11 protein-coding genes are annotated in these 15,587 nt (G+C 59.5%); 6 read left to right on the top strand and 5 right to left on the bottom strand.

The window, feature by feature from the left end; genetic code table 11:
- Positions 1-1,176, top strand: a 1,176-nt coding sequence (locus tag Q1A00_RS15100; protein ID WP_299757592.1) for a multidrug effflux MFS transporter, incomplete at its 5' end; no start/stop codon positions are given.
- Positions 1,177-1,359: 183 nt separating this feature from the next.
- Here the strand turns inward: Q1A00_RS15100 and Q1A00_RS15095 are convergent.
- The 5 genes from Q1A00_RS15095 to Q1A00_RS15075 form a co-directional block, all read right to left on the bottom strand.
- Entirely contained in the window at positions 1,360-2,514 is a 1,155-nt protein-coding gene (locus Q1A00_RS15095; protein ID WP_298402897.1) for an iron-containing alcohol dehydrogenase, read from the bottom strand.
- Positions 2,515-2,871: 357 nt separating this feature from the next.
- Positions 2,872-4,869 (bottom strand): ABC transporter ATP-binding protein, encoded by a 1,998-nt coding sequence (locus Q1A00_RS15090; protein ID WP_298402899.1) that lies wholly within the window; start codon positions 4,867-4,869, stop codon positions 2,872-2,874.
- 70 nt (positions 4,870-4,939) lie between these two features.
- Positions 4,940-5,767: an ABC transporter permease gene (locus Q1A00_RS15085; protein ID WP_298402901.1), complete on the bottom strand. Its 828-nt coding sequence runs from the start codon at positions 5,765-5,767 to the stop codon at positions 4,940-4,942.
- 48 nt (positions 5,768-5,815) lie between these two features.
- Positions 5,816-7,435: an ABC transporter substrate-binding protein gene (locus tag Q1A00_RS15080; protein ID WP_298402902.1), complete on the bottom strand. Its 1,620-nt coding sequence runs from the start codon at positions 7,433-7,435 to the stop codon at positions 5,816-5,818.
- Between the two features lie 399 nt (positions 7,436-7,834).
- A complete protein-coding gene (locus Q1A00_RS15075; RefSeq protein WP_298402903.1) occupies positions 7,835-8,326 on the bottom strand; it encodes a DUF427 domain-containing protein in 492 nt (163 codons plus the stop codon).
- A 539-nt stretch (positions 8,327-8,865) separates the two neighbouring features.
- On the opposite strand from Q1A00_RS15075, the gene recA reads away from it, so the two are divergent.
- From recA to Q1A00_RS15050, 5 genes are all read left to right on the top strand, one after another.
- Positions 8,866-9,921, top strand: a complete 1,056-nt coding sequence (gene recA, locus Q1A00_RS15070) for a recombinase RecA (protein WP_298402904.1) — start codon at positions 8,866-8,868, stop codon at positions 9,919-9,921.
- 323 nt (positions 9,922-10,244) lie between these two features.
- Complete coding sequence (locus Q1A00_RS15065) at positions 10,245-10,913, top strand: RecX family transcriptional regulator (protein ID WP_298402905.1); 669 nt, start codon at positions 10,245-10,247, stop codon at positions 10,911-10,913.
- A 573-nt stretch (positions 10,914-11,486) separates the two neighbouring features.
- Complete coding sequence (locus Q1A00_RS15060) at positions 11,487-12,158, top strand: MBL fold metallo-hydrolase (RefSeq protein WP_298402906.1); 672 nt, start codon at positions 11,487-11,489, stop codon at positions 12,156-12,158.
- A gap of 212 nt (positions 12,159-12,370) precedes the next feature.
- Positions 12,371-14,011: a CTP synthase gene (locus tag Q1A00_RS15055; protein WP_298402907.1), complete on the top strand. Its 1,641-nt coding sequence runs from the start codon at positions 12,371-12,373 to the stop codon at positions 14,009-14,011.
- Between the two features lie 273 nt (positions 14,012-14,284).
- Positions 14,285-15,577, top strand: a complete 1,293-nt coding sequence (locus tag Q1A00_RS15050) for a vanadium-dependent haloperoxidase (RefSeq protein ID WP_298402908.1) — start codon at positions 14,285-14,287, stop codon at positions 15,575-15,577.
- Positions 15,578-15,587 lie beyond the last annotated feature (10 nt).

The following is a 15,587-nucleotide window of genomic DNA, read 5'->3' as shown; positions in this document are numbered from 1 at the left end:
ATGACCTCGCTGGTGGCGATGTCGATTGATGTGATGCTGCCGGCGTTGGCCCAGATCGGCGCCGATCTAGGCGTCCAGCGCGACAATGACAATCAGTTGGTAGTGACGATGGTCTTTGTGGGCTTGGCGATCGGCCAACTGCTCTACGGGCCGCTCTCGGATAGCATCGGGCGCAAGCCGGCCATTTACCTCGGTTTTGCCCTCTTTTTTGCCGGGTCGCTGCTTGCCATTGTGGCTGTCAACGTTCCAATGATGTTGGCCGGACGATTGTTGCAAGGGTTGGGGGTGGCCGGGCCGCGCGGCGTTTCGATGGCGTTGATCCGTGATCGGTTTGCCGGGCGGGCGATGGCGCGGGTGATGTCGTTTATTATGGCCGTGTTCATCATTGTGCCGATCGTTGCACCGGCGCTGGGGCAGGTGATCTTGCTAGTAGCCGCGTGGCGAGCCATCTTTGTCATTCTGTTCCTGTTGGGGGTAGTGGCGCTGGTTTGGTTCGGGTTGCGCCAACCCGAAACGCTGCCTGTTGAACGGCGCGCGCCATTGTCGCTCGGTCGGATTAGTCATGTCTTCCGCGAAGTGCTCAGCCACCGCATTGCGCTCGGTTATACGCTTATGGCTGGGGTGGTAGCCGCCGTCTTGCAGAGCTATCTCAGCTCGGCGCAACAGATCTTTCAGATTCAGTATGGGCTAGGCCCGCTCTTTCCGTTGTTTTTCGCCATCAATGCGCTCGCCATCGGGTTAGCTTCATTCACCAATGGCCGGCTCGTCCTGCGTTACGGCATGCGACCGTTGCTAACCATCGCGTTGCTGGTCTTTGTGAGCGTGACGCTGGTCTTTGCGGGGGTGGCGCTGGCGACCGGCGGCCAACCTCCGTTGTGGCTCTTGCTGGCCTACTTCGTTCCGTGCTTCTTCTGCCTTGGCATCCTCTTTGGCAATATGAACGCGATGGCGATGGAACCACTCGGTCATATTGCTGGTGTCGGTGCGGCAGTCGTTGGCTCCCTCTCAACCTTTGTCGCTATCCCGCTTGGCGCGATCATCGGGCAGGCTTACAACGGCACTGTGACGCCGTTAGCCATCGGCTTTGCCGCGCTGGCGCTCGGCGCGTTGGGCTTAATGCGCTGGGCCGAGCGCGGGCGGATGGTGGCTGCGCCCGACACCGAACCGGTGGTGTAAGCAGCGAGGGCCGATTTCTATCGCCTGCTTCTAAATGAGGTGATGCCCCGCGCTATCCGCGTGAAGCCGTGTCCCATTTCCCTACCTCGTGAAGGATACATACGCAAGCGGGGCAATTGCTCGCCGACAACGGCAGCACGACGAGAGCGGCAGCTTTACTGCCGCTCTTCATCCCTCATACGCTCACCACACCTCTTCCAGCATCGCCAACAACTCTTCCGGCGTAGCTGGGCGTGGATTGTTGAAGATTGCCGGCTCGACGGCGGCCAGCTCAGCCAATTCGGGCAAAGCCTCGCGCGGCACGCCAACATCGCGCAGCCGAGTTGGCAAGCCGCAGTCAGCGGTCAGGGTACGCACGGCGGCAATGCCGTCGGCAATCACCTCGGCATTATTGCGCCCTCCCACATTCACCCCCATCGCGCGTGCAATCCGCACATAGCGCTCAGGCGCTACTTCGCTGTTGAAACGCATCGCTGGCGGTAGGAAAATGGCGTTGGCGGTGCCGTGATGCACCGGGAATTTGCCACCCACCGCATGCGAAAGAGCATGGACAACGCCAAACAAGCTGTTGCCGCAGGCGATGCCGGCCATAGCTGCGGCAATCAGCAATTGGCTGCGCGCTTCGATGTTGTCACCGTCATGCACTGCGTCGCGCAAGTGCGTGGCGATCATGTCGATCGCCGCCAGCGCCAGACTATCGCTGAAGGGGTTGTTTTCAGTCGAGACGTATGTCTCAATCGCGTGCGACAGCGCATCCATACCGGTAGCCGCAGTGAGGCGCGGCGGCAAGGTACGGGTCATCATCGGATCGAGAATGGCGAGATCGGGGGTGACATAGCGGCTGACAATGCTGATTTTGCGGTGCTCCGCTTCGTCCAGAATCACTGCGATCGGAGTCACTTCGCTACCGGTGCCGGCAGTGGTTGGAATAGCTACCAGCGGCGATAGCGGCGTCTCGATCACGTTGTAGCCTTCGTAATCCGGGATCGATCCTCCCAGTGTGAGCACGATGCGAACGCCTTTTGCGGTATCGATCGGGCTGCCGCCGCCAACAGCAATAAGCAGATCGGCGCCGGCGGCGCGAGCCTGCGCGGCGGCTTCAGCTACTTTCGCCACCGATGAATTGGCCGGCACATCATCAAACACGCCGACAATCTCAACGGGGTCAATGCCAGCCTTGATCGGCTCGAGCAAACCGGCTTGCACCACCCCCTTGTCGGCCACAATGAACGCGCGGCGCTGCGGCAACGCATTGCTGATCACCTGTCCTAATTCAGAGGCCAGCCCGATCTGATAGAGCACGCGCGCGCCAAGGCTGAATTCAAAAAAGTCTTGCATCGCCCTGTCCTTTATCTGTCAAAAGAGCACTGCTACGCTCATTATACGACTGGGTGGAAGAGGGGAATACCAAGGCGCAAAGGGAGCAAAGGCGCAGAGATTTTTAACGCAAAGGTGCAAGGGCCGCAGAGCACGCAGCGGGATTTGGCATCATCTGCTGCGTCCTCGGCGGTAAGCATCAGGCAGCCTCTACCCCCTCCCTCTCCCCCACTGGGGGGGCGGAGACGACAATACGAAGTCGCACGCGGCTCGCCACTCTCGCCGCGCGGTAGAGCAGGGGCCGGGGGGTGAGGGCAACGACAGGCAGAGCTAATCAGATCGGTTTGTGCCTTTTGCTTGTGGCCATTTCCTCTACCATCAACCGCTCATCTGCATAGCGCGCAGTTCCTCTAGCGGGATATGGCAGCGCAGGCGATGGCCATTGCCGGCCTCGCGCCACGGTGGTTTCTCAGTGCGGCAAATATCGTCGAGCGCGCGCGGGCAGCGGGGCTGGAAGGGGCACCCGGTGGCCGGCGCCATCGCCTCGGCTTCGCGGAGGCGCACGCCGTGCGGGTTGGTTGCCGCTAGCAAGGCTTCGGTGTACGGATGCAGCGGCGGGTTGAGCACTGATGCCACTGGGCCTTCCTCGACGATCTCGCCGCGATACATCACCACGACATCGTCGGCCAAGTAGCTCACCACTGCTAAATCGTGCGTGATGAACAAATAGGTGATGCCGGTGCGTTCTTTGATGTCGGCCAGTATGTTCAATACCGCCGCCTGCACCGAGACATCAAGCGCCGAGACCGCTTCGTCGAGCACAAGCAGATCGGGCGTGGCTGCCAGTGCGCGGGCAATTGCCACCCGTTGCTTCTCACCGCCGCTCAGTTGATGCGGGCGGCGGTTGGCATAGTCGGGCGGCAAGTTCACGAGCCGCAAGAGATCAGACACCTGCTTCGCCGCCGTTTTGCCATCGAGACCTCCTAGCCGGATCATTGGCCTGATGAGCGCCTCGCCAATTGGTAGGGCCGGGTTGAGCGCCTCTTGCGGATTTTGCAGCACCATTTGCAAGCGCCGCACCTGTTCGCGCGGTCGCTGTTGAATGTGCGGCGCTAGCGGTATGCCAAGTAATTCGATTGTGCCCCCCGACGGCGGGGTTAAGCCAATAATGCAGCGGGCCAGCGTGGTTTTGCCGCTGCCGCTCTCACCGACGACTCCTAGCGTGCGGTTGCGATGCACGGTCAGATCGACTGCTGCCAACGCCTGTACCGCCGGCGCAGCCTTGCCGCGCGCGGCATCAACCAGCGATCGGCGTTGCGCAATCGTTTTGGTGAGACGATGCGTGGTCAACAACGGCGCTCTGTCTGGCAGTGCGGTGGCAGTTACCGGAGCTGGCAGCGCGAGGTCGAAGGTGAGGTGAGACCAGTAATGGCAACGGGTGGCGTGATCGGGCGCAATCGCCAGCAACGGTGGTCGCTCGTGCCGGCAACGATCATTGGCCAACGGGCAACGGGGCGCAAAGACGCAGCCGTCCGGTAGCGCACCGGGGACCGGAATAGCCCCCTCGATCGATTGCAAGGGATGGTAGTCGTAGCGTAGACCGGGGTGCGGCAGGCTGCGCAACAATCCTTGAGTGTAGGGATGGCGCGGCTGTTGGAACAGGGTGGCAGTGGGTGCAATTTCGACCAGTTCGCCAGCGTAGAGCACGGCGGTGCGCGTGGCGATGCGTGCGACAAGGCCGAGGTTATGTGAAATGAAGAGCGACGCCGGCTGCCGTTCGGCAATCAGATCGGCCAGCAAATCAATCACAGCAGCTTCGGTTGTCACATCGAGACTTGTGGTCGGTTCGTCGAGCACGAGCAAGCGAGGCGCTCCGTGCAACGCCATCGCGATCATGACGCGCTGCTGCATCCCGCCGCTGAGTTCGTGGGGGTAGCTGCGCATCACTCGCACCGGATCAGCGATTTGCACCCGCGCCAACAGAGCGGCGGCTTGTGCTTCAGCGACAGGATGTTTGCCGCTCATCGCTTCGATCAGTTGCTCGCCGATACGCAGGGTGGGGTTGAGCGCCGCCAGTGGATTTTGTGGCACCAGTCGCAGGGCGCGCTTCCAGAGCGTGCGCAGGGTTGCCCCTTGCGTTTGGGCTAGATCGATGCCATCGAGCAGCACGCGCCCGACGCTGATCCGGCCATTCGCCGGCAACGCGCGCAGGATGGCCAAGCCAAGGGTGCTCTTGCCGCTGCCGCTCTCGCCGACGATGCCCAATGTCTCGCCGGCGGCGACGCTCAGGCTGATCTCGCGTAATACCGGCAGCCGTTGCCGGCCAGTGTAGTATTCAACCGAAAGGTTCTCGACCGAAAGGACGGAAGTTGTCATGACTGCTCTTGCCCAATGCAGGCCGCAAGGGTGCAGATCTACGTGCCGGCTCAGCACCGATGTTCGCCGCTCATGAATCGCTGATCGCCCGACGCACCCCTTCAGCCATCAGATTAACCCCAATTACCAGCAACGCGATCGCGGCTGCCGGGACGTATAATGACCACGGCGCAAGGGCGAATTCATTGCGCGCTTCCAGCACCATCAGGCCCCAGTCAGGGCTGGGTGGCTGCACGCCGACGCCAAGAAAACCGAGCGAGGCGACCAGAAAGATCGCGTAAGAAAAGCGCAACGCCGCTTCAACCGCCAGCGTTGGCGCCACTAGCGGCAACAATTCGCGCCAGAGAATGTAGCCCAGCCGTTCATTGCGCATGCGCGCCGCTTCGATAAAGCCACGTGATTTCAGCGCCAAGACCACGCTCCGTACCACGCGGGCCACGATTGGGGTATACACCAATATCATCACCAGCAGCACGTTTGCGCGTGAAGGGCCGGTTGCGCCAAGCAAGATCAGGGCGAGCAAGAGGGCTGGTAGGGCGAGCAAGCCGTCAAACAGGCGAAAGACCGTCTCCTCTAGCCAGCCTCCCAGATAAGTGACACTGATCCCAATGAACGCGCCTATGATCACCGCCAAAACAGTGCCGCCGCCGGCCAGCGCCAGAATATCGCGCGCGCCGTACACGATCCGGCTGAACAGATCGCGGCCCAGCCGGTCGGTTCCGAAGGGGTGGCTCAGCGACGGCGGTTGGCGGATGAGATCGGCATTTTGCGCGGTCGGGCTATGCGGCGCAATCAATGGCCCAAACAGGGCTAGCACCAGAAAAACGGTGACAATGATCGTCCCAGCCGCAGTCGCCGGATCGGCGAAAAAAGCGCGGCCTAGTCGCTGAACATTCATGGTTCTCGCACGACTCTCAACACCAAAGGATGCTCGCTCTTGCCCATCTTACACTGCAATTGCCGCCAGATCGGTGCGGCCCGGAAACGCCTTTGCCACATATCCGCGCAATCCTTCACGGTGGGCGCTGAGCTGGGCAAAGAAGTAGGGAATGATGATTGGGCCGCGCTCGATCAAAATGCGCTGAATCTCACGGTAGGCGTGCGCACGCTCGGCTTCGTCAAGCGTCGTGCGGGCAGTGGCGGCCAGCGCGTCAAATTCGGCGTCGCTAAAATGGCTTTCATTCCACACTGCACCGCTCACCAGCATCACGTCGAGGTAAAACTGCGGCACCGGACGCGAACCCCAGCCGGTAATGCCTAGATCGACCTCTAGCCAGCCGTTATCGCCGTAGTAGACGCTTTCTGGCTCGACGATCACATTAATGTCGATCCCGGCTTCAGCCCACTGCTCCTTCAACACCACCGCCAAATCGGGGCGATCACCCGAATCGGGCACGTGCAGATCGAGTTTCAACCCGTCAGGATAGCCTGCGCTCGCGAGCAACGCACGCGCTGCCGCCGGATCGCGTGCCGGGAGCGGCGTTTCTTCAGAGTAGTAGGTGCTGAAGAGTGGCCCAATCGGGCTGTCGCGGCCCACTGCGCCCAAGCCGGCTTTCACTTGGCGGAAGATCGCTTGGCGGTCAGTAGCCAGTTTCAGGGCGCGGATCACCTCGGGCTTGTTGCCCGGCTCCCGGTCGGCGCGCAACCGCACCAGATCAAAGCCGTTGGTCGGCGTCTGCACCGCTACGATCCCCGCTGTCTGTTGCAGGGTTTGGAACAGCGGCGTTGGCATACGCAACACCAGATCGACCTGCCCGCCGCGCAGTGCATCAACCGCCGCTGCTTGATCGGCGAAAAAGATGATCTCAAGGTCGGCGACCGCCGGCTTGCCGGTTTGGAAATAAGCCGGATTGGCCGCTAGATCGATCCGGTTCTCGGTGCGATACTCCACTACCTTAAAGGGGCCAGTGCCGTTAAAGGTCGTGGCCGGATTCGCCGTGCCGGCTCGGAGGATCAATGCGTGATTATCGGATAGATCGTAGAGGAAGAACGGATTAGGAGCGGATAGCGTAAAGACAACAGCATTCTCGCCGTCGGCGGCAATATCGGCAATGTTGGCGTAGAGGTCGGCAGTTGGCAATTGCAGCGACGCATCGCGCAGGCGATTGAATGTCCATACCACATCGGCAGCAGTGAGCGGACTACCATCGTGAAAAGTGACGCCACTGGCGAGAGTCAATCGGTAGCGTAAACCATCGTCGCTGATCGTCCATTCGCGGGCAAGGCGGGGAATGACGTTATTGCCGGCGTCGATATCAACCAGATAGTCGTACACGTGGTTCAGAATGAGGATTTCAGCGTCTGACGAAGCGAACGCCGGGTCAAGCTGCACCGGAATTTCGCTCGCCACGCGCAGCCTCCCGCTGGGGCCGCTGCCGGCAGGAGCTGGTGCGGCGGTGGGGGCAGACGCTGGCGCAGTTCCGCCGCAGGCTGCTAGCGCCGTTGCACCGGCTGATAAGCCGAGCGCCAACCCAAGGCGTAGAAATGCGCGGCGGCTCATCCGCCCGGCCAATACCTCAGATCGGGCTATCTGCAACACGTGCAGCCGCTCGTCTGATTGATTCATCGGTTCGTCCTTTCTCTTCAAAACGTGGTTCTCGGCTAGTGCCACCTCCTATGAAAGGGGTACAGGCCTATCTGTGTCATTGCCAGCGTGCATGCAATGCATCGCGCAAAATACCGGCGGTTGCACTCGTGTGACCGGCGAGCTAAGGTCGTTATAGTGCATACATAGCCTTTGCGCTATGCTCGTATGACGTGCGGCGGTCCAACTGCGTATCATCCATCCCCGGCCAAGACCGCCGGTGGCGCACCGCTCGGCCTCCATCGGGGCAAGCGCAGCCCTGTCGCATAAGCGCAGCGACAGTGCCTGAATGGAGTGCGGCAGCCCAACTATCGCATCAGGCATTCTCGGCTATAGCCACCAGTTACGCTCAGCTCCTCCCGTGTCGGGGCGAGAGCAGCTCTACCATCCCCACGTGCCGGAACCGCCCTTGAACGGCCCGACAATATCGCTCGTAATCCATCCGCCGTAAAATCCGCCCGGTTGGGGCGTCACCTGTTCATCATCAACATAGCAGGCATCCATCGGAGCGGCGTAGAAGGCGAGATACCCGCGGATGGACGCGAAATCAGGCGTGGGGTCAAGGTACGACCACGCCGCTTGTACAGCGCTGCGCTCGCCAACCACCACATCGTAATAGGTGGCGATGCCCTTGAATTCGCAGAATGATCGAGCCAGATTGGGGCGGAGGAAGGCCATCTGCACATCGGCGGGCGGAACATAATAGACCGGCGGATGGCTGGTTTCGAGCACCCGGATTGCGCGCCGGCTATCGACCAGCGTGATCCCGGCAAAGATCACCCGGATCCGGCGCGAGGTCGGTTCGAGCCGCGGCGGGCGTGGATAGTCCCAGACCGATTCTTGGCCGGGGCCGGGCGGAATGCGTTTGACCATTGTCTCACCTCTGACGATGCTGGTACAACTATCTGCACTATACCATGTTTGCGGGGCAGATTCATCAAAAAAGGCCATTGAATCATTGCCGCAAAAAACTGCGAAAAGCGTTTCGTTACCAATACTGCAAAAAGCTTTTTGGCGGTATGAGCGCGGTGAGGCGGCTTGCGCACCAAGCCCGGCCTGCTCCGTATGCTTGCGAGGATTGCTCGATAACCCACCTGATGGTGTGCAAGCATGCTTGTGAAGGTATGCGGCTTGCCACCCCCTCTCACCTTGTCGCACCGTCAGTTCGTTCAGCGGATGGCCGATAGCTGAACGATTGTGACGAATGGCCCGCCATCTCCGCATCGTTTTGCTGTTTGCAGCGGTATACTAATAGGGAGGAAAAAATCGCGCCCCTCTTGTCATAGTCGTACACTTGTGCTATTATAGCACATATGTACGGGGCAGGCAACGGCGTTGACAGCGCCCTCCCCATCGAGTAGAGTAGCAAGAGGAGCATACGAGTGGGTACGAATAATGGAGGAGCGCCCGCGATGGCAATCACCCCGGAGAAAGAAAAAGCGCTCGCGGCGGCAATGTCGCAGATCGATCGAAAGTTTGGCAAAGGCTCCATCATGAAGATGGGAGAGGTTGGGAACCGGCTGGCCATCGAAGCCATTCCCACCGGTTCGATTGCCCTCGACATTGCGCTGGGCATCGGCGGCGTACCGCGCGGGCGCGTGATCGAGATTTTTGGCCCTGAGAGCAGCGGCAAAACTACGCTGGCCCAACACATTATCGCCGAAGCGCAGAAGATGGGTGGCGTCTGCGCCTTTATCGACGCCGAACACGCTTTTGACCCCGTCTACGCAGCGCGGTGTGGCGTCAATACCAATGACCTGCTGGTATCACAGCCCGACACCGGCGAGCAGGCGCTTGAGATCTGCGAAATGCTGGTGCGCTCGAACGCGATCGACGTGATTGTGATCGACTCGGTCGCCGCCTTGGTGCCGCGGGCCGAAATTGAAGGCGATATGGGCGATTCGATGCCCGGTATGCAAGCTCGCCTAATGAGCCAAGCGTTGCGCAAATTGTCGGGCGCGATCAGCAAGAGTCGCACGGTTGTCATCTTTATCAACCAGTTGCGGATGAAGATTGGCGTGATGTTCGGCTCGCCGGAAACGACCACTGGCGGGCAGGCGCTCAAGTTCTATGCCTCGGTGCGGCTTGACATTCGGCGGATCGAGACGCTCAAGCAAGGGCAAGAGGCGATCGGTTCGCGGGTGCGGGTAAAGGTGATCAAGAACAAAGTCGCGCCGCCCTTCCGGCAGGCCGAATTCGATATTCTGGCCAACGAAGGCATCTCGCGCGAAGGCAATATCATTGACATCGGCACTGAGTTGGGCATTATCCGCAAGAGCGGTGCGTGGTTCTATCTCGGCGAAGATCGGCTCGGCCAAGGGCGCGAAAATGTGCGCGAGTTTCTCAAGAATAATCCGGCCCTGACCGATGAGATCGAACGCTTGATAAAAGCGCAAGCGTTGACCAATCCGTCAGTGATTGCGCCGAGCGCCGATGTCGGCGACGATGACGGTATTTTTGAAGAGTAGCGTTCGCGTTGTAGGCAGGGTGAGCGCCGTTGGCGAGAGTGTGGCTGGCGGCGTTCATCGTGCCTGGGGCGGTGTGGGCAGGGTGCAGTCGCTGCTTACGCGGCGCGATGGACGCGAGCGCACCACTGCTATGCGGGCGCATTGTCACCGCGTGCAGTCGCTGCTTACGCGGCACGGTGATGGCTGCGCGCGTAGTGCAATCGTTACGGTGCGCCGCTGAGAGGGTCCTTTTCCCGGTTTGGGTGTCGCAGGAAGCGCAATGCACTGCTGCCTGCGCCAACATATCCAACTCCTGCTAGTTGCGAACGAGCTAGACCTGCGCTATGCCAACCGGTACCATCACCGCTATTCGCCAGCAAAGCAATGACCCGCAGCGTGTCAATGTCTTCATTGACGGCGAGTTTGCGCTGGGCATTAGCCTCAATACGCTGGTGCGCGAGCGTTTGGCGGTAGGCGTGCAGCTTGATGAGACGGCATGGGAACGCCTCGTTGCCAGCGAGCAGGCTGATCAGGCATTGCAGAAAGCGTTGCAGCAGCTTGAGCGGCGACCGCGTTCGACTGCTGAAATGTGGCGTTATCTGCAGCGCAAAGGTTTTGACGAGGCGACGTGTACGCGCGCGATTGCCCGGCTGCACGAATTGGGTCTGCTTAATGACGCTGATTTTGCCAGTCGCTGGGTCGCTAACCGGCGCGCCTTGCGTCCTCGCGGCAATCGCGCCTTGCGGGCCGAATTGCGCCACAAGGGGATTGAGCCGGCGATTATCGATGAAGCGTTAGCGGCGGAAGATGATGGTATGAGCGAGCGTGAGCGGGCCGAGGCAGTCGCGCGTGCTGTTCTGCCGCGCTATGCGAAGGTTGCCGATTGGGCCGCCTTTCAACGCCGCTTCGGTGGTTATCTGCTACGCCGCGGATTTGCCGCCGATCTGATCCGGCCCATCCTTGCTCGCCTTTGGCGTGAATTGCATCTGGGGGAGGATGGGCCAGATTGGTAAGATGGCCGATGAGCTATAGCGTCAAGGTAGACTGGGCCAACATTGTTTCGCAAGGCGTGATTTAGTCTGGCACAAACACCGAGAGACGATCCGCAAGCGTAGCGCTGGAGTATGGGTGACCCATCCGCAGGTGGACCCGTGGCAAGCAACGCGCTGATACAAGGCACATGCGCCGGGCGACCCACCCGCAGGTGGAGCATCCGGGAGAGGCCGGGCCGCCGCAGCAGCAGTGTCTCGTGTCTCGATCGCGTTTGGCGCACATTCCTGCCCTGCACAGGGATAGCGTCTTCTGGCGAATCCGGTTGGGTTAGCGTCTGTTTCGGTCATCAGGAGGCGCAGCGATTCTCTGTCTTTCGCTTGCAGGTGCGAGGAGGAGCAGTGGGAATGGCAGTGACAACAGCGGATTGCCTTCCCAAAACGCTATCTGTGCTATTGGACAGACACCGGCTTGCTGGATATGATGTGGCTGCATCGGATCATTTTGCAGCCGGCAACAGCTTGCCAACAGAAAATAAGAAGTGCGTCACGGTACATACTCGGTTACGGTCGCCTGACGATGTTAAGGATTTCACTATGGCAGAAGTACAATATCTCGGTCATGCCTGTTTTCGCTTGCGCGGTCGCGATGGCACCATCGTGTGCGATCCCTACCATCGCTCGATCGGTTTCGACCTAGGCCGGCCAACCGCGACGATCGTCACCGTTAGCCATCATCATCCTGACCACGATCACGTGGCTGCGGTGCGCCCCTTGCGCGATCGCGTCTTTGTGGTTGATGGCCCCGGCGAGTATGAGATTGGCGGGGTACTGATTACCGGCGTGCGCACCTTCCACGACACAGTGAAAGGTGCTGAACGCGGCTTCAATACCGTGTATATCATCCATCTCGATGATTTGGTCTTCTGCCATCTCGGCGATCTTGGCCACGAATTGACCACGAGCCAGCTTGAAGAGATTGGCTCGAACGTCGATGTGCTGTTTGTGCCGGTAGGCGGCGGCGAGACGATTGGGCCGGCTATGGCTAGTAATGTGATCAGCCAGATCGAACCTCGTTTTGTAATCCCAATGCATTACGCGATGGGGCAGATCGATTTCGACCCGCCGCTGGCGCCGCTCGAAAAGTTTGTGAGCGAAATGGGTATGAAAGAATATACCCCCGAAGAAAAGCTGGTGGTTAATGCGAATGCCTTGCCCGCCGATGAGGAGCAGACCCGGATCGTTATCCTGCGCCCGGCTCATAGTTGACCATTCATACTGCTTACATGTGGTATACTGAAAAATTGAAGTGTAAACGTGCGGCAGACACATGCTGCTCATCATAGGACGTGTGACTATCCGGTAAATAGCGATTGTGTGGCATGCAATCCGCTTCGGCACAGTGCAAGCGAGCGCCAGCGTGGGTCGGTTCAACCGAAGGTTGACCGACCCACAAATCTTTATGCAGGGAGCATTTGTCTATGACAAAGTACATTTTTGTGACTGGCGGTGTAGTCTCTTCAGTTGGCAAGGGAATTGGTGTGGCTTCGATTGGCCGCTTACTCAAGAGCCGTGGCTTCACCGTCTCGGTCATGAAGCTTGACCCCTACCTCAACGTCGATCCCGGTACGATGTCGCCCTACCAACACGGTGAGGTGTTTGTGACGGTCGATGGCGCTGAGACAGACCTTGACCTTGGCCACTACGAGCGCTTTATCGATGTCAATCTGAGCCGATTGAGCAATGTTACCACTGGCCAAATCTATTCGGCGGTCATCGCCAAAGAGCGGCGCGGCGATTATCTGGGTGGCACGATTCAGGTGATCCCGCATATCACTAATGAGATCAAGGCTCGCATCGGTGCTTTGGCCCGCAACAGTCAAGCCGATGTGGTCATTGTCGAAATTGGCGGCACCGTTGGCGATATCGAAAGCTTGCCCTTTCTTGAGGCCATCCGCCAGATGCGCAAGGACGTTGGGCGCGACAATATCCTCTACATTCACGTGACGTTGTTGCCCCACATCAGCACTGGCGAGCTGAAGACCAAGCCGACCCAGCATTCGGTGATGGCGCTGCGTAACGTAGGTATCAGCGCCGATGTTATTCTCTGCCGGGCCGATCGCCCGATTGACGATGATATTCGCGAGAAGATCGCCTTCTTTGCCGATGTTGATGTGCGCGCAGTGATCCCGGTGCCAACCGTCGATTCAATCTACGAGGTGCCTTTGGTGCTCGAAGATATGGGTTTGGGCGATTATCTGGTCGAACGGTTGGGATTACCGGCGGCGACTCCCGATCTCGACGAATGGCGGGCGCTAGTAGCGCGCATCCGGCAAGAGAAGCGGCGGTTGCCGATTGCCTTGGTCGGCAAGTATGTCGAATTGCACGATGCCTATATCAGCGTGGTTGAAGCCTTGCATCACGCCGGGCTTGAGCAGTCGATCGATGTTGAAATTCGTTGGGTTGCCGCTGAAGATGTCGAGCGTGAAGGTCCCGCCAGTTTATTGTCAGGCGTCTACGGCATTCTTGTGCCCGGTGGATTTGGTGAGCGCGGGATCGAAGGCAAGATTGCCGCCGCCGACTATGCGCGGGTGAACGGTATCCCGTACCTTGGCTTGTGTTTGGGCATGCAATGCGCAACGATCGCCTTTGCTCGCCACGTGCTCGGCACCCACGATGTCAACAGCACCGAATTTAACCCGCAGACCGCCCACCCCGTGATCGATCTGATGCCTGATCAGCGCGATATTACCGAAAAGGGCGGCACGATGCGGCTTGGTCTTTACCCTTGCGATCTGGTGCCGGGCACCCGCGCCCACGTGGCGTATGGTTGTGATCGGGTGGAAGAACGTCACCGCCATCGCTTTGAATTTAATAACCGCTACCGCACCATCTTAGAGGCGGCTGGGCTGGTAATTAGCGGCATCTCGCCCGACAAGCGGCTGGTTGAAATTATCGAACTGCGTGACCATCCGTGGTATGTGGCCAGCCAGTTTCACCCCGAATTCCAGTCACGTCCGGGTAAGCCACATCCACTTTTCCGGGGTTTCGTGGCAGCCGCAGCCCAAACACTGCTCGCCGGCGAAGCGCGCCAGTTGCCGTTGGTGGAAAGTGCCTCGTAACCTTTGTTAAAGCGTATAACCTGATAAAGAGCTCCTCTCTACAATTGATGAGAGAGGGGCTGTTATGTCTTTTCAATCAGTATGTCGCGGTTGTAGCAGCGCGCAGATGGCAAATCTCTTGCGCGCGCAGCGTCACCTGCACTGAGCCGCCAACTGCTGCTTGTTTACCCCAGAGTGAGACATTCAACAATTGCTCGAAATTTCTGCGAATCCTTTTGGCATCTCGCGCGGTTTCATATATGAGCACACATTTTTGTACCGCTGAGGTGTCGCATGCGATTCGTCCACCTGTTCGTCTTGCTCTTCGTCCTGACCGCCTGCGCTGCGCCATTGACCAGCGCCCCCGAACCATCCCGGCCCACGCCAGCGCCTACCCAAGCTCCTGTGGCGAGTGGCAGGCTAATTAGCCCATTGAAGCCGCGGCTTTGGTTAATGACCGATACGAGCGCGGTATTAGCTGCCGCAGCAAACGCACCATTTGCCGACTTGCCGCCAGCGCCACCAACGAACACGGCACACACAGTTGCCGTCGAATGGCTCAAGACCACGCTCAAATTAATTGCCCGTGATGGGCTGCCGCCCAATCGGGCCGCCCGTGAATTGATGCTGGTATCGGTGGCGCTCAACGATGCATTAATGGTCGGGCGTGAAGCCGCACAGGAGCAGCCGGTTGATAACCCTGCGCTGCTGGCCGGCGCGATGTGGCCGGTGTTGCGCTATCTCCATCCCCAACACAACGAGATTATTGAGGGGTATGTCTACGTGTCACGTTGGCATGGGCTGTGGCTGCGCGATCCGGTGCCGCCGGAACAACTCGCGCGCAGCTTCCAGATTGGGCAAGCGGTGGGGCACGAGGTGGTCGCGTGGGCGCAGCAGGATGGCAGCAATGCGGTGTATGAGATTGCCTTGCCGGCAAGTGGTGGGTGGAACACGAACAAGCTCCCGCTTGACCCGCATTGGGGCACGGTCAAGACGGTTGCCCTGCCCGCCGGTGATGCCATTGTGTTACCGCCACCGCCAGCGTGGGACAGTGAAGAGATGGAGCGCGAACGCACTAACTTTCGAGCAGGGCAGAAAGTGCTGACTGATGAGCATCGCGAACTGGCATGGTATTGGCACGCCGATGTGGGTACCGTCACGCCTGCCGGTCTCTGGTTTGAGACGGCGATTACGATGGCGTTAGTCAACAAGCTCGATGAAATGCAGACGGCGTCGCTCCTTGCCCATCTCGGCGTCGCGATGCACGATACTGCTGTCGCGTGTTGGTATAACAAATACCTGTATGGCTTCCAGCGGCCCGAACAATGGATGGCTGAAGTCGATCCGGTATGGCAACCGGTGTTGCCCACCCCACCCCACCCTTCGTACCCGTCGGGCCATGCCGCTTTTAGCTCGGCGGCGGCCAATCTGCTAATTGTCACCTTCCCACACCACAAAGACCTGCTCGTCGAGCGTGCCGCTGATGCTACCCGCTCACGAATCATCGGTGGTGTGCATTGGTTTATGGATGGCATGCAGGGAATGACCTTGGGCCGTGATGTCGCGCGGTATGTACTTACGCGCTAGGATAAGGAGC

Origin of the sequence: uncultured Chloroflexus sp. (assembly GCF_938091255.1) — a bacterium.
Taxonomy (GTDB): domain Bacteria; phylum Chloroflexota; class Chloroflexia; order Chloroflexales; family Chloroflexaceae; genus Chloroflexus.
The sequence above is the reverse complement of the archived record's forward strand: the minus strand, read 5'-3'. Positions and strand labels throughout refer to the sequence as shown.